General features: G+C 71.4%; 14 protein-coding genes. 9 read left to right on the top strand and 5 right to left on the bottom strand.

Going from position 1 to position 15315, the window contains the following annotated elements; all coding sequences use genetic code 11:
• Positions 1-101: 101 nt before the first annotated feature.
• Positions 102-1301: a class I SAM-dependent methyltransferase gene (locus tag OG496_RS42660; protein ID WP_405974679.1), complete on the bottom strand. Its 1200-nt coding sequence runs from the start codon at positions 1299-1301 to the stop codon at positions 102-104.
• A gap of 342 nt (positions 1302-1643) precedes the next feature.
• On the opposite strand from OG496_RS42660, the gene OG496_RS42655 reads away from it, so the two are divergent.
• Together OG496_RS42655 and OG496_RS42650 are read left to right on the top strand one after the other, a co-directional pair.
• On the top strand, positions 1644-2927 hold the full coding sequence (locus OG496_RS42655; RefSeq protein WP_405974678.1) for an activator-dependent family glycosyltransferase: 1284 nt from the start codon (positions 1644-1646) through the stop codon (positions 2925-2927).
• Between the two features lie 32 nt (positions 2928-2959).
• Positions 2960-3253, top strand: coding sequence for a muconolactone Delta-isomerase family protein (locus OG496_RS42650; protein ID WP_399393257.1), 294 nt, complete (start codon positions 2960-2962; stop codon positions 3251-3253).
• Between the two features lie 47 nt (positions 3254-3300).
• Here the strand turns inward: OG496_RS42650 and OG496_RS42645 are convergent, their stop codons facing one another.
• A complete protein-coding gene (locus OG496_RS42645; protein ID WP_405974677.1) occupies positions 3301-4833 on the bottom strand; it encodes an FAD-dependent oxidoreductase in 1533 nt (510 codons plus the stop codon).
• Between the two features lie 149 nt (positions 4834-4982).
• Here OG496_RS42645 and OG496_RS42640 point away from each other — a divergent pair, with 149 nt between their 5' ends.
• The 4 genes from OG496_RS42640 to OG496_RS42625 all read left to right on the top strand — a co-directional run bounded on the left by OG496_RS42640 (position 4983) and on the right by OG496_RS42625 (position 8678).
• The gene (locus tag OG496_RS42640) at positions 4983-5789 is read left to right on the top strand and encodes an SDR family NAD(P)-dependent oxidoreductase (RefSeq protein WP_399393260.1); all 807 of its coding nucleotides are present in this window, start codon (positions 4983-4985) and stop codon (positions 5787-5789) included.
• Positions 5790-5853: 64 nt separating this feature from the next.
• Positions 5854-6216: a hypothetical protein gene (locus OG496_RS42635; protein WP_366492991.1), complete on the top strand. Its 363-nt coding sequence runs from the start codon at positions 5854-5856 to the stop codon at positions 6214-6216.
• 129 nt (positions 6217-6345) lie between these two features.
• Positions 6346-7545 (top strand): hypothetical protein, encoded by a 1200-nt coding sequence (locus tag OG496_RS42630; RefSeq protein WP_405974676.1) that lies wholly within the window; start codon positions 6346-6348, stop codon positions 7543-7545.
• Positions 7542-8678, top strand: a complete 1137-nt coding sequence (locus tag OG496_RS42625) for an aromatic ring-hydroxylating dioxygenase subunit alpha (RefSeq protein WP_405974675.1) — start codon at positions 7542-7544, stop codon at positions 8676-8678. The genes OG496_RS42630 and OG496_RS42625 overlap by 4 nt, the downstream gene beginning before the upstream one ends.
• A 67-nt stretch (positions 8679-8745) precedes the next feature.
• Here the strand turns inward: OG496_RS42625 and OG496_RS42620 are convergent, their stop codons facing one another.
• Together OG496_RS42620 and OG496_RS42615 are read right to left on the bottom strand one after the other, a co-directional pair.
• Positions 8746-8937, bottom strand: a complete 192-nt coding sequence (locus tag OG496_RS42620) for a hypothetical protein (protein WP_366492994.1) — start codon at positions 8935-8937, stop codon at positions 8746-8748.
• A gap of 66 nt (positions 8938-9003) precedes the next feature.
• Complete coding sequence (locus OG496_RS42615; protein ID WP_405974674.1) at positions 9004-9282, bottom strand: hypothetical protein; 279 nt, start codon at positions 9280-9282, stop codon at positions 9004-9006.
• Between the two features lie 133 nt (positions 9283-9415).
• Between OG496_RS42615 and OG496_RS42610 the strand changes: the two genes are divergently transcribed.
• From OG496_RS42610 to OG496_RS42600, 3 genes are all read left to right on the top strand, one after another.
• Positions 9416-9859, top strand: coding sequence for a hypothetical protein (locus OG496_RS42610; RefSeq protein WP_405974673.1), 444 nt, complete (start codon positions 9416-9418; stop codon positions 9857-9859).
• A 180-nt stretch (positions 9860-10039) separates the two neighbouring features.
• Positions 10040-11287 carry a hypothetical protein gene (locus OG496_RS42605; RefSeq protein ID WP_405974672.1) on the top strand — a complete coding sequence of 416 codons (1248 nt, stop codon included), beginning with the start codon at positions 10040-10042 and terminating at the stop codon, positions 11285-11287.
• 187 nt (positions 11288-11474) lie between these two features.
• Entirely contained in the window at positions 11475-13580 is a 2106-nt protein-coding gene (locus OG496_RS42600) for a DUF4157 domain-containing protein (protein ID WP_405974671.1), read from the top strand.
• Between the two features lie 103 nt (positions 13581-13683).
• Here OG496_RS42600 and OG496_RS42595 read toward each other — a convergent pair whose 3' ends face one another.
• Positions 13684-15198 (bottom strand): cellulose-binding domain-containing protein, encoded by a 1515-nt coding sequence (locus OG496_RS42595; protein WP_405974670.1) that lies wholly within the window; start codon positions 15196-15198, stop codon positions 13684-13686.
• Between the last annotated feature and the right edge of the window lie 117 nt (positions 15199-15315).

Raw genomic sequence — 15315 nt, 5'->3', positions numbered from 1 at the left:
GACGCGCAGTGCACACGGGAATCCAGGATAAACACGCCGGAGTGGTCGACATGACGGAACCGCCGCCGGAATATACATCGGCGGCGGTTCCATGGCCGAAATTATTCGCCGCGTTCCGGCGCCGTGTACCAGCTGCGCGGGTCGACATCGCGCGGAACCCAGGAGGGGGCGCCCTGCTCGGTGTTCACGCTCTTCTCCACGACGACCAGGTTGTGGTGGACGTGCACCGCGCCGATGCTCCGTTCCCAGTGCGCGGCGGGAGAGGGGCCCGCGTCGCCCACCGGGGTTCGTTCCTGGTGGTTGAGCCCGTCGACCAGTGCCTTGACGAACCCCATGGAGGTGGCCGGGTCGTTCAGGTCCCGTTCGTTGCCGCCCCACCCCGGCCAGTACGCGGTCTGGGTGTCCTCGATCACGTACAGACCACCGGGCCGCACGTGTGGAAACAGCGCCCGGAAGGAGGTCAGCACATGGTCGTTGAGGTGGCTGCCGTCGTCGATGACGATGTCGAAGGGGCCCTTCTCCAGGGCCAGGGCCGCCAGATACGAGGCGTCGGACTGGTCACCGAGCAGCGGCTCCAGCCGGGGCTCGGCGATGCCGCGCTTCTCGTGGACGTCCAGGCCCTGCACCGTGCCGCGTGGGAAGTAGTGCTTCCACATACGCAGCGAGGCCCCGCCCTGGTCGGGATCGTCGTAGCCGCCGATACCGATCTCCAGGAGGTTGACGGCCTGGTCCCGCAGCGGCGCGAAGTAGCGGTCGTAGTGGGGCGTGTACCAGTGCCCGCCCCACTTGTCGGACCGGAAGCGCACGGCGAGCTCGTTCAGCGAGCGGTGCGGCCGGGAGAGTGCGCCGACCAGCTGGTACAGGGCCGTCACGGCGGCGGCGCGTTCCGCGTGGTCGGGGTCGGCCGGGTCGAGCACGGGACGGTCGGGCTCGGTGACCAGCAGCTCACGGGTGGCGTCGTGCCGGCCCGGCGTCCCGTAGACGGCGCGCAGGAACTCCACCAGGTCCTGGGTGAGCCGGGCCCGCACCGCCTCGTCCGCTCCCTGCGCCACCTCCCCGGTGCCGCCGCCCAGGGTGATCGTGTACGCCGACTGCTCCTCGCCCAGCCGCAGCCGTACCGCCACCGGGGTCTTCGCCGCGGGCTCGGGGAAGAGGCGGGCCCGGTCGGCGGTCTCACGCAGCAGCGCCTCGGCGCAGCGGGCCACGCCCAGTTCGGCGAGGCCGGCGGCGATGTCCGCGTCGGAGCGTTCCGACAGCCGGATGAGGGTGGTCTCCAGGGCGGTGATGGCGTCCGTCGGCACGGGTGCTCCTTCGTCGTTCGGATGGTCGGCCCCGCCATGGGGCGGCGGCGACGTTAGGGAGGGCGGCTTGAGTACAGCTCGACGACCGAAAAGATCCGGACAATGTGCCCGGCTATTTCGCGGGGTGACCCGGAGCAGGTTTTTACAGAAAGTCAAGCCGGTGCGGGTTATCCATTCCGAGAACAGAATTAATTCCGGCTGTCAAATCCGAACGGTCGCGAAGCCTTGTGAAGTGAACGGGAAATTGGTGTACGGGCATCGGCCCTGCCGGGAATCCAGGCGCGCTCAAGTGTCCCCGGCGAGTCTGGACGGGTTTCCGGACCACCGGCGAAGAGGGACCCGATGCGCGTTCTGATCACCGTGCCGCCACTCGATGCCCACTTCAACGGCTGCGTGCCGCTGGCCTGGGCCCTGCGGACCGCGGGCCACGAGGTGCGGGTGGCCGCACAACCACCCCTGATCGGCGGCGTCACCGCCGCGGGGCTCACCGCCGTGCCGGTGGGCGACGACCCCGGCCTCGCTCGCGTCATGGCCCGGCAGGGGCCGCTGATCTACGCCCACCACGAGGGCCGGGACCTGCGCCGGGACGCCACCGGACCTGACGGCCTGGAGTTCCTGCGCACCAGCAGCGCGCTGCTCACCGACGCCTTCTACTCCCGCGTCGGCAGCGACCGCACCGTCGACGACCTCGTCGCGCTGTGCCGCACCTGGCGTCCGGACCTCGTCGTCTGGGAGACGTTCACCTTCGCCGGGGCCGTCGCCGCGCATGTGACCGGCGTACCCCACGCCCGGCTGCTGTGGGGGCCCGACCTCTTCGCACTCATGCGGGACGCGCTCCTCGACCACCTCCGGCACGCGGGGACGGATCCCGGCAGCACGCCCGGGGCCGATCCACTGCGGGACTGGCTGACCCGCCAACTCGGCCGCCACGGACGGGACTTCACCGAGAAGGTGGCCCGAGGACTGTGGCGCATCGAGCAGATGCCGCCCGAACTGCGGCTGGCCCCCGGGCAGCACACCGTCCCCCTGCGCCACGTGCCGTACAACGGGCCGGTTCCCGCCGTGGTCCCGCCGTGGCTGCGACAGGATCCCGAGCGGCCCCGGGTCTGTCTGACCAAGGGGCTGAGCGTACGCACCATCGACTCGCCCGACGGACGGGCGGTGACCGTGGGCGACTTCTTCGAGGCGGTCGCCGATCTCGACGCGGAAGTGGTCGCCATCCTCGACGCGGCCGACCGGGAGCAGCTCACCTCGGTGCCCCCCAACACCCGGGTGGTCGACTTCACGCCGCTGGACGTGCTGCTGCCCACCTGCGCGGCGATCGTGCACCACGGCGGCGCCGGCACCTGGTCGACCGCCGCGGTCCACGGAGTACCCCAGCTGATGCTGGCCTCCATGTGGGACAACGTCTACCGCGCCGTGCGCACCGAGGAGTTGGGCGCGGGCCTGTTCCTGCCACCCGCCCGGCTGACCCCCACGGCACTGCGCGACGCGCTGGAGCAGTTGCTGACGAAGCCCGCCCACGTCGACGGCGCCGAGCGGCTCCGGCACGCGATGGCCGCCCAGCCGAGCCCGGCCGCCGTCGTCCCCGAACTGGAGCGGCTCGCCGCGCGACCGGCCGGCTAGCCCGTACCGCACTCAGGAGGAGAGACACCGTCATGGCACTGTTCGCCGTTCTGGCCACACAGGCTCCGCGAGGCATCGACGGAGACGAGTTCCGCGCCCGGCTCCCCCGGGGATTCGCCTACACCAAGTCCTTGGTGGACAAGGGCGTGATCAAGCACAACTGGGTCCGTGTCGGCGCGGCGGGCGGCCTGCTCGTCTACGAGGTCGAGTCGCACGAGGAACTTCTCGGCCACCTCTACGACAACCCGTTGAGCCCCCACCTCACCTTCGAGGTGATCCCGCTCGCCGAACCCGGCGCCTTCCACTCCACCCGCTACACCGACTGAACGCACCGGTGGTGGGGCGAAATCACGCTCCCGCCCCACCACCCGCGTCAGGCCCCCTGCTCCCGCGCCGGCTCCACCGACAGGGCGTGCCGGAAGATCCCCTTCGGGTCCCAGCGGGCCTTCCCGCGCTGCAACCGCGGGTAGTTGTCCTTGTAGCAGAGCGTGTACCAGGGCACCCCGGAGGTGTTCCACTCCGGGTCGGCGAGGTCGGTGTCCGGGTAGTTGACGTACGTGCCGTCACTCGCCCCGTCCGGCACGGGCACCCCGCCACTGTGGGCATACACCTCCCGGTACAGACACCGGATCCAGTCCAGGTGCCGGGCGTCCTCGTCCGCCTCCCGCCACAGCGTCACGAACAGCGCCTTCAGTACGGCGCTCCGCTGGGCCGTGGCGGTGGCGTCCGGCGCCACGGCACGGACCGCGCCGCCGTAGGACATGAACAGCACGCCGGCGCCCGGGTTCGCGTACCCCTCACCGGTCAGGCCCTCGTACAGGGCGGCCAACTGCCGGTCCGTGTACCCCTTGAGCAGATACGCGGCCTTGCCCTTGGAGCGCATGCCGGTGACGGTGTCGGGCAGCGTCGGATGGAGCGTCGTCTCCAGCCACGGCCGGAAGCGCACCGTGTGCGCGGGGCGCAGCCCCACCCCCTCGTCGAGCGCGTCCACGTACGCCTGCAGCAGGCCCCGCGCGTCCGGGACCGTGGCGTCCATCTGCGTGCTCATCAGCAGCACCCCGGAGGCGCGGTGCATCACGCCGAGCACACTGAACAGGGAGGCGTACGGCGAGTCGGGCGCGCTGTTGCGCTCGTGCCACTCGGCGTGGTTGCGCATCAGCCGGCTGAACCGCTCCTCGCTCATGTCCTGCCACGACCAGGTCACCAGGCTGTCCAGGACCGCCGCCGGAGGCCGCGGCAGCAGACCGGAGGGGTCGGTGCCGGACGCGTCGGCGGTCCGCAGCCAGTACCGGGTGACCACGCCGAACGTGCCGCCGCCACCGCCCGTGTGCGCCCACCACAGATCGCCGAGCTCCCCCTCGTCGTCCCGGGTCGCCACCACCAGCCGGGCCCTCCCCGACGCGTCGACCACGACGACCTCGACCGCCTGGAGAAAGTCGACCACGCATCCGTACCGGCGGGTCAGCATGCCGTACCCGCCACCGACGAAGTGTCCGCCCGCGGCGACGGTGGGGGACGCACCGCCGGGCACGGTCACCCCCCACCCCTTGTAGAGGGTGCGGTAGACGTCGCCCAGCCGGGCCCCCGGTTCCACCGCGAAGGCGCCCATGCCGGGGTCGTAGTACACCTGGTTCAGTTCGGACAGGTCGATCAGGAAGGCGGTGTCCGGACCGTCCACCAGGTCGTCGAGACAGTGCCCGCCGCTGCGCACCGCGAGCCGCAGCCCCGCGTCGACGGCGTCCTGCACCGCCGCCACGGTCTGCTCGGCCGTGCCGACGACACGTATCTCCTGCGGGCTGCCGGCGAACCGGTGGTTGACCCCTCTGATCAGATCCTCGTACCGGGCATCCTCCGGGGTGACCCGCACCGGCCCCACCGGCGGGCAGCGGCGTGCGCCGTCGGCCATCTCACACCCTCTTCGCGCTCTGCGGCCCTGCGGGCCGGTCGGCTGTTGCCCGGCCACCCCACAGGGTCCGCCTCGAACCCGGCTGGAACCCGGCAGGAGTGCCGCCGCGTCGAGCGGGGTTCGAGCGGCCGCCCGTACGGTCCGGCGGTGTGACCGACAACACCGCAGAGACCACAGGATCCCCACCCACGGGCGTCCCCGCGACGTCCCCGGAGGGCAGGGCCGTCGTCGTCACCGGCGGCGGCACCGGCATCGGGCGCGCCGTCGCCCACCGGTTCGCGGAAGAGGGCGCACGGGTCCTCGTCGTGGGCCGCACCCCCGGCACCCTGCGCGAGACCGCCCGCGAGCACCCCCGGATCAGAACGCTCGCCACGGACATCACCGCACCCGACGGACCGGACACGGTCGTCGAGACGGCGCTGGAGCACTTCGGCCGGCTCGACGTGCTGGTGAACAACGCCGCCCTCGGCATCGGCGGGACCCTGGACACCCTCGACCCCGCCGGTCTCGACGCCCAGCTCGCCACCAATCTGCGCGCCCCGATGCTGCTGACCCGCCGCGCGCTCACCGCCCTGGAGAAGAGCTCCGGCACGATCGTGAACCTCAGCACCGCGGGCTCCCTCGGCCGCCGGGCCTGGCCCGGGATGTCGGTCTACGGCGCCACCAAGACCGCCCTGGACTTCCTGACCAGGACCTGGGCGGTGGAACTCGCGCCCCGCGGAATCCGGGTGGTGGCCGTGGCACCGGGCGTCATCGACACCGGCATGGCCACACGCAACGGCGCGAGCGCGGAGCAGTACGCGGCGTTCCTCGACGACATCCGTTCCCGCATCCCCTCCGGCCGCGTCGGCAGCCCCGAGGAGATCGCCTGGTGGGTGGCCCGGCTCACCGACCCGCTCGCGGGATACGCCAACGGCACCGTGTTCGCCGTGGACGGCGCCCTGTCCGTGCAGTGATTCCCGGAAGGAGACCACGTCCGATGCGAGCACCGCGGCAGTCGGCGACCGAGAAAGGGATCCCGTGAAGGCACTGGTACTCGCCGGGGGCGTCGACTCCCTCCGGCCTCTCCCCCACACCTCCGCGGAGATCCCCGCCGCGGCCGGCGACGGCAGCCGGTCCGGACCGCGCGTGACCCACGTCCCCCGGAAGCGCCCCCTCGGCCTCGGGGACGACTTCGTGCTCGGCGGCATCGACCGGCTCGCGGCCGAACTCGGCCCCGACGGCCGGGTCATGAGGCCACGGCACCGTCTCCGGCACGACGACCCGGTACGGCCTGGCCCGCGAGACGTTCCACCTGCTGGGCGCCGACCCGCACCGGATCCGCCCGACCACCACCGACGCACCGGCCCACCCCGCGCCCCGGCGAGCCCGAGCACCGCTTGACCCCTGTTCGAGCCGCGGTCCCTACGGTCGCACGCATCCGCCGAGCCGCGGACGCGGCGTGCACCCCTCCCGCACACCGCGCAGCCGACACCCCGCACCCACCCGAACCGAGGAGAAGGTAACCGACCCATGACTCCGGACAGTCTTGTCGAGCGGCTCGTCCTGACCGGCACCGCACCCGACTCCGAGATCATCCTCCTCGTGAAGGAAGCGGGGCTCCAGCGGCTGGCCGGCGTCCTCGTGGACGAGGTGCTGTTCCGCTGTGAGGATCCGGTCAACACCACAGCCGTCGACGTCGCGTTGGAGGTGACCCACGGGGACGAACTGCGCCGCACGGTGCTGCGCATGGTGCGGGGCGAGCCGATCCGGGTGCTCGACGCCGACGATCCGTCGGTGCTGATCCGACGGCACTTCCGCTTCGCCCTCCCGGACCTGGTCCGCAGGCTGTACGGCCCCGCGCAGCCGCCCCACAGCCGCGACTTCACCGACGTCTTCCTCCCCGAACGACCGGCCGACCTCTCCGAGTTGCCGCAGATCCTGCAGGCCACGCACCAGGCGGGCGGCACGCTGCTGTCCGGATGCACGACCGGGGGCCCCGGCCTCGGCGCGCTGTCGGTGGCGTACGGCTCCGACAAATGGGCCAGTTTCCACTGGTACACCCAGCACTACGAGCACCACTTCGCCCGCTACCGGGACCGGCCCGTGCGGGTGCTGGAGATCGGCATCGGCGGTTACGCGGGCGACCTGGGCGGTCCCTCGCTGAAGATGTGGAAGCGGTACTTCCATCGCGGCCTGGTGTACGGGCTCGACCTGTTCGACAAGTCCGCGCTCGACCAGCCCCGGCTCACCGCGCTCACCGGCGACCAGGGCGACCCGGACACACTGCGCGAACTCGCCGAGAAACACGGCCCGTTCGACATCATCATCGACGACGGCAGCCACGAGAACGAGCACGTACGGATCTCCTTCGACGCGCTGTTCCCCTACGTCCGCCCCGGCGGCCTCTACGTCATCGAGGATCTGCAGACCGCCTACTGGCCCCGGTTCGGCGGCACCGCGGGCGCCGAGACCGCGCCCGACACCTCGATCGGCCTGCTGAAGCGGCTCCTGGACGACCTGCACTACGCGGAGTTCGACCCCAAGCCCGAGGGAGCGCGGACGGTCACCCAGGCACAGGTGATCGCCGTTCACACGTACCACAACATCGCCTTCGTGGAGAAGGGAGTCAACGGCGAGAGCAGCATCCCGGCCTGGATGGACGACGAGGCGTGGAAGGCGCTCGGCGCCATCACGCCGGAGGAGGGCCGCGAGCTGGGACGGTCGCGATGACACCGACCACGGGAGCCGCGGCCGACATCACCGCCCTGCTCGGCCTGCTGCGCGAATACCTCTCCCCGACACCGCCCCAACTGAGCCTGCCCCCCGGCGCGTTCGCCACCACCGAGCTGTACGAACTGGAGCGGGAGAAGATCTTCCGGCAGGGCTGGATCCTGGTCGCCCACACGGACCAACTGGCCGCACCGGGCGACTATCTGGCCCTCGACATCGCGGGCGAACAGGTCCTGGTCACCCGCGGCCGCGACGACCTGCTGCACGCGGTGTCCCCGGTCTGCCGACACCGCCTCATGCCGCTGGTCGAGCCGGGCGAGGGCCACACCCAGGACCTGACCTGCCCGTACCACCTGTGGCGCTACGACCTCGACGGCCGGCTCATCGCCGCGACCCATATGCGCGGCAACACCGCCTTCGACCCCACCTCCTGCCGACTGCCCGGCTTCGCGGTCGAGGAGTGGCACGGTTTCGTCTTCGTGAGCCTGGCCGCCGACCCCGAACCGCTCGCGCCGCACCTCTCGGTCGTCGAGGAGGAGATGACCAACTACCGCCTCGACGACATGGTGCAGGTCTACTCCTGGACCGAGGACTGGCACTGCAACTGGAAGGTGGCGGTCGAGAACACCCACGAGAACTACCACGCCATCGGATTCCACCCCGAGACCGTGCGCCCCCTGATGACCGGTGGCATCGACATGGACGTCCATGTCGACACCCCCCTGGTCACCAGGCTGCTCACCCCGGCGGGACAGCCCATGGAGACCCTGGTCCTGCCGCTGACCCCCGACGAGCGCAAGGTGCTCTACAGCTTCCGCGTCTTCCCGTGCGCGAGTGTCGCCACGTTCGGCGAGACGATCGCCTGGCTCAGCTTCATCCCGGTGTCCGCGGACCGCACCGTTGTACGCGGTGGCGCCGTCATGCCGCGCCAACTCGTCGAACAGGCGGGGGCCGAGAACATTCGGCCGCCGCTGGCGGAGTTCACGGAGCGGGTCAACGAGGAGGACCGGCGGGGACTGGAAGCGGTGCAGCGTGCCGTGGGGTCCCGTTACGCGGCGCGCGGCCACCTCAGCCCCAAGGAGCCCGGGGTGCTCGCCTTCTACCGCTCGCTCGCTCACGCGCTGACCCGCTGAGCACCCGTGGCCCGTCGGGTGGGGAGCCCCACCCGACGGGCCACGGTGCGCCGCGCCCACGCCCTGCTCATGGTCGATGCCGCGGCTCCTCCGCCGGTGCCGTCCCGGCCTCGCGCACGCCGGTCAGGGTGAGTTCGAGGATGCGCCCCACCAACGCCGCATGGCTCAGCAGGGCCGGTGGCGCGACAGCCGCCTCCGGGCAGGCGTGGTGTTCGGAACCGTGCACGGAGAACCGCCGGAACTTCAGGTCCCTCGTCATCAGTCACCCCCGTCGTCCGCGTACCAGGAAGGTCCCGGCCCGGATCCCCCAGACTTCCGCAGCGTCCTACACACGGACTGGACCCACGGTCGACGCCCGAAGGACACCGACGCCTCCTACACGGCCCCGCCCCGGCATGGCGACGACGCGGGCGCGCGGCAACGCGGACACGAACGGTGCGACGTCCTCGTTCAAGGCCCCCACCAGCGGGGTGACGGGCCCGTCGAGAGCGCCGAACGCCCGCAGATCGACGGCATGCTCGTCGAGACCCGTCAGCTCCCGGGCCGGCGGTGCGGCCGGCGGCCGGAGGATCTCCCCTACGGCGCTGCGGCGCGGTCGCGCCACGTACTCCTCGGAGAATCCCGACACGTCCAGGTTTACGATCTCCAGGGCTCGATCCAAGTCGTCGGCCTCGGCGGCCTCCCGCAGCGCGCCCAGCGCCCCACGGCCGAAGGGCCCTACGACCGGTTCGCAGAGCGTGAGCGAACGGACGGTCCCATGCGCCGCGCCGCCACCTCCGGCCGAACAGGTCCACCCCCTGCTCCGCGCCCTCGGGGGCGACGACCTCGGCAAGAACGCGGTCCAGGTCGTCGATCCCGGTGCGCATCTAGTAGTCCGGGCCGAGCGCACCGCTGGGCTGCCACCCACGCCGGTTCAGCACGTGGACCGGTCCGGCCACGTCCAGCGCGTCCAGGACTGGCTGCCACGCGGCGGCGTCCGCCACGACCTCGACGGCGGTCTCCTCGACCCCGACGGACGCTGCGGGGAATGCGGTTCGGCCGTGCCGGTCCCGGAGATCCGGATCGAACCCGGCCCCGGCTTCCGGGCGCCGGACCGCGAGGGCGATCCCGTCTCCAGGGCGATCAACACACCGCGACGGCTCCTCGACCCGATCGTGACGGCCCCCGCACCCGGTCGATAGGACAGCCCCGGCACCGGCGGCCGCACGAGACCACGACCGTCCGGTGACAGAACCGTCGCACAGGACGCCACAACGGGATGCCGGGGCGGAATGTCCAACTGGGCGTGAACGGCGGGCGGTTCGGCCCGTCATCTCCGGCATGGCAGTCCACCGCGCCGCACACGCATCCTGGGGGAAACGTTGAACAGCACTGCACGCACGCTGCGTTCGTCCGTGACGGTCGCGGGGGCCGGCCTGCTGCTGGCCGCCACCGGAGCCGTCCTGGCGCCGGCGGCCACGGCCGCGACGACGGACTCGCAGCCGCCCGCCCTGACCGTCTCCACCGCGGCACCGGCGGAGATCGGACTCGCGGGCCAACCCGTCGAGTTCACCACCACGGCGTCCAACGTCGGTACGGACGACACCAGTTCGGCTCGGTTGATCTACCATATCGACGGAGGCGCCGGCCTGCCGCCGAACGCCGTCAGCCTGCAGTACCGGCTCAGCGGAACGGCATGGAAGACCGTGCCGCTGACGCTGACCGGGACGCGGTTCTCCGGCGAACTGCCCGAGTCCTTCGCACTGGCCGCCGCCCAGTCGCGGACCGTACACCTGCGCCTCGGCCTCCCCATGGGCACCCCGCACCACGGCGACAGCAACGGCGGCGCCGACCACCTGAAGCTCAACACCCTGATCTCCTACGGCACTTCGGGCGCCGCCAACGACACAGACGAGGACACCGTCAAGGTCGACGGACTCACCGCCGGCCTGTCCGGCGTCCCCACCACCGCCACCGCGGGCGGACCCGGGGTGACCTTCGGCGCCACGGTGTCCAACCCCACGTCCTCGGCGTACGAGAACGTGACGGGCGTACTGTTCACCAGCCGCTACGCCACCGTGCAGGTGCTGCGCTCCGGAACCTGGACGACACTCAAGCCGATCACCGCCCCCGCCGAACCGGACGTCTACGGCTTCGCCATCACCGGCAAGGACTCCGCCCTGGCGGCACACAGCGACACGACCGCCAAGTTCCGCGTGACCTACCTCAAGAACACGCCGGCCGGAAAGACCACCGTGCACCCCTGCGCGTTCGTCAACGCGGGATCGACGCCGTTCACCGGCACCACGTTCTGCGGAGCATCGGCGTCGATCACGGTGAAGGCGGCCAACACCGGCACCACGACCCCGACCACCTCGGCCACGCCTTCCACCTCGGCAACCCCCACCGCGTCGGCCACGCCCTCCACATCGCCTACGGCAACCACCTCCCCGTCCACCACGACATCCTCCGGAACGATCTCCGGAACAACCTCCGGGTCGACCACGCAACTGGCCAAGACCGGGAACAGCGGCATCTCGGCGACCACCATGACCGCCTCGGCCCTCATCACGGCCGGAGCGGGCACGCTGGGCTTCATCGCCCTGCGCCGCCGCCGCACCCGGGCCTGACACCGGGGCCCTGGCCGCACTCACCGCAACGGCCTGCCGTCGGTGCGTCGGCCAGGGCCCCGGTCAGCCTCCGAACCCTGCCCCCGACTCTGCCCCTACGGACTCCCCGCCCCCACCCACCCATCAGGTAAGAGGGAAGAGCACCCGCAACAGGCAAGGGCACCCGCCGACCAAAGGGGAACCGCACATGCGCGTCCAGGGAGAGAACCGCCCGAACGGTGACCGCACCGGCGGACGCCCCGCGTCTGGCACAGCGGCCCGCCCCGCCGCCGCCCTGCCCCCGCTCACCGCGCTCCAACAGTCCGCCGGAAACGCCGCGGTGACCCGCGCGATCCAGCGGGCCCGGGACGAGCAGCACACAGAAGAGCAGCACAGCGGGCCCGAGGCACGTGCCGCCGAGGGAGCCGTCCCCGTGCAGCGCCGGGCATCCGTGGTCGACGCCGTCGGCTCCCCGGGACGCCCGCTGGAACCCCGCATCCTTCAACGGGCCGAGCAGGCCTACGCCATGGACTTCGGCCACGTGCGCGTGCACGACAACCCCGTCGCCCAGCGTTCCGCCGAGGAACTCGGCGCCCTGGCCTACACCACCGGTTCGCACATCGTGCTCGGCGACAACCGCGTCGAGGACGAGGTGATGTACGAAGAGGTCGACCACGTACGCCAGCAGGCCCTGGGGCCCGTGCCCGGTACCGACAACGGCCAGGGTGAGAAGGTCTCCCACCCGGACGACCCGTTCGAGCGGAGCGCCGGCGCCAACGGCCGGAAGCTGGCCCGGGGTGCGGACCCCGAACTGTCGCTGCCCGGCGCCGACTTACCCGGTGGGGCGGTGCAGCGCAGCGTGGACGTCTCCGTCCAGCGGGCGGACCGGCCCGGACCGTCCACCACGCCTCCGGCCCCGACCACGACTCCGCCCCCGGCCTCGCCCTCACCCCCGATCGCGGCCTCGCCCCCGGCCATCGCCCGGCTCGCGCGACTGCTCGTCGGCGGTGAAGGGGAAATCCGGAACAAGGACGTGCGGGCGGTCATCCACCGGCGGGTGCGCGGTGGCCCGAGCTTCACGGACCAGGAGCTCGAAGCGATCAGGGCCGTGGAGTCCGAGGACCCCAAGTGGCTGAAGACCGTGGGGATCTGCACCACGCCGGAAGCCGAGGACTACATCGAGGCGGGCGATTTCCACAACTGGCTCCAGCAGCCCGAGGGCAAGCGTCTCCTCGTGGCCACCCTGCGCTGGCACCAGGACGTCGAGGACCGCGGCCAGGGGAAGTCGCCGGACAAGCCCACCCGCTCGGACTACCAGCTCGGCCGTCACATGGCCATGCACGCCGAGGGGACCCCGCAGTCCGAGAAGGACCAGCTCACGGGGGAACGGAACGACCAGATCTTCGAGACCTTCGTGAAGACCATGCTCCCGCCCGGTATCAGCGACGACGTACAGGACGCCGGCAAGCACCGGGAGCGGGTCGAGCGCGGCACCGAGGTGCTGACCAAGATCTTCCTGATCCTGAAGGAGGGGCTGCAGGTCTTCAACCCGGAGACCAGCATGCACGAGGACTTCAAGGACGACGTCGCCCACGCGCTGGCCTACGGCGGACGCGTCAACATCCGTATCCCCCAACTGGCCGACGGCCAGCACGGATACGAGCTGCCCCAGTGGCTCCACATCACCAAGGAGAACCGGAAGCCCTGGGAGCTCAGGTCGGCGCCCGAGAAGCCGGTGTACCGGCGCGGGTTCGGCACACATCACCTGGAGATCGGCGACAACCAGGCGGACGGAACACGCGGCAGTTTCGTGGAGAAGGGCGAGATCGGGGCCACCGTGCAGAACTGGTTCGATCCCCACAGCCACCTCTACGGCCTTCCCGTGGCCACCGGAGGCTTGGGCAACACCGACTACCACGGCGACACCATCCTCCCGAACGAGTCGTACGGGCACATGTTCATGGGGTACAAGCCCCCGACCGACAAGCGCGACGGGGGACTTCAGGTCGGTCTGGAGACCGCCGGGCCCGGCGGCAGGACCCCCGACGGCTACCAGCACGGCATCACGAGCAGCGAGAAGAACAACAACCCCGTGAGCCAGTTCGGCGGGCACAAGGACGACAAGCTCGGTGCCAATGCCCCTCTCAGTGCTAGCCAACGGCACGTGGACCTGGAGCAGTTCGGCGACTGGGTGAAGAAGCTGAAGGAGCTGGAGAAGGTCTGGAAGGCCGAACTGGCCGGGGCGAAGACGGATGAGGAACGCGCCGCCCTGTACCGGGACTTGATCGGCAAGCGCAGTAACGCCGGTTCGTGAGCGGGTAGTTCGTCGGCTGTGGTCGTCACCCGCCCGGAGAAGATGCCGGGGCGGGTGACAGCCCATCCGGAAGAAGGACGGGGGACGGGGGACGGGCCGAGGGCTACTTGCAGGCCGCGCCGTTGAGCGTGAACCCGTACGGCGCCGAGTTCTTGCTGTTGTCCCACGTCCCGAGGAAGCCGAAGGTGAAGCTGCCGTCCGCGGCGACGTTCTTGTTGTAGTCGGCGGCGGTGGCGGTGACCCGGGAGCCGTCCTGGGCGACGCTCGCGTCCCACATCTGGGTGACCTGCTGGCCGTCGCGGTAGGACCAGGCGACGCGCCAGGTGTCGAGGGCCTTGGTGGTGGTGACGGTGATGGCCGCCTGGAAGCCGTCGGGCCACTGGTTGACGAGGTCGTACGTGACGTCGCAGCTCGCCGGCGTGGTCGTACCCGAACCCGATCCGGAACCTGGCCCGGAGCCCGAACTCCTCGTCGGGTTCGGCGAGTTGCCCGCCGTGGCCGAGGCGGTGCCCTGGGGTTCCGTGTCGGGGTTCCTGTCCCCGGAGTCGGTCGCCGAGCCGCTCGCCGTGGGCCGGGTGGACGGCGAGGCCGTGCCCGACGGGTGGTTGCCGACGGACGACAGGGTGGGGGCGGGATCGCCCACCGGCTGGCTGTCGGCGTCGTCGCTGGCCGCGTTGTCGTGCCCGGAGCCGCCCATCGGCATCATCGACACCCCGAGCGCCACCAGCGACAGCAGGACGGCCGCGGCGAGCAGACTGTTGCGTACGAGGCGCGCCTTGCTCGCGCCCTCCTTCGGCTCCCCGGCCTCCAGTTCGGCCACGGGACGCCCCGCGCCCAGCCGCACCTCGGCGGCCCGGCGGCGGCGCTCCAGATAGGCGAGCCCGCCCCAGCCGATCACCCCGCCCGCGAGGGCCGCGGGCAGTCCGCCGCCCGCGAGGCGCAGACAGGCGGCCGCTTCCGCGCACTGCACGCAGGTGGCGAGGTGCCGGGAGAGGTCCTCGGGGGTGTCGGCGGACGGTGAACGGGTCACCGCGTCCAGCAGCCGGGCGTAGCTGCGGCACTCCGCGTCCATCGGTGTGTCGAGGTGGTTGCGGTGGCAGCGGTCCCTGAACAGGGCCCGTACCTGAGCGAGTTCACTGGAGACGACGGCGGGGTCGAGGCTGAGCCGGCGGGCCACGACGGTCAGCGGCAGCGCCTCGACCTCGGCCAGCCACAGCAGCGCCGCGTCCGCCTCCTGCAGGTCCCGCAGACCGCGCAGCGCGATCGGGCGCTGCAACGGCATGCCGTGATACCGGGCCGCCTTCTCCGAGTTGAGCCACAGCCGCAGGTCCGGGTCGAGCCGGTGCCCCCGCCCGGCGAGCTCCCAGGTGGCCGCCGTGGTCCGTACGGCGGTCAGCAGCAGCGGTATCACCGGCAGCACCCGGCGGGCCGGACCGCGCATCGGACCGGACCCGGCGGAGCGGGCCTCCTGGATGCCAAGCGCGAAGGCCTCGCTGGCCAGTTCGGTGGCCGAGGCGGCTCCGGACGTGCACAGGTCGGCGTAGGACAGCACGGCGTCCCAGCTCTCGGTGAACAGCGCTGCCTCAGCGGCGTCCTGAGGAGTCGGCAGGTCGGGCATGGGTCTCCTGCATCCACGAATGACGGCCAACTAGCTCTGACAGTAAGCAAGTTGGAGGGGGGCTGCCTCGTGACAGGGCCAGAGCCTTTCACGCATCCCACACAACTGACAAGCCAC

It is taken from the genome of Streptomyces sp. NBC_00988, assembly GCF_045162645.1.
In the GTDB taxonomy this organism is placed as follows: Bacteria; Actinomycetota; Actinomycetes; order Streptomycetales; family Streptomycetaceae; genus Streptomyces.
This window is presented reverse-complemented; position numbering and strand designations above follow the sequence as displayed.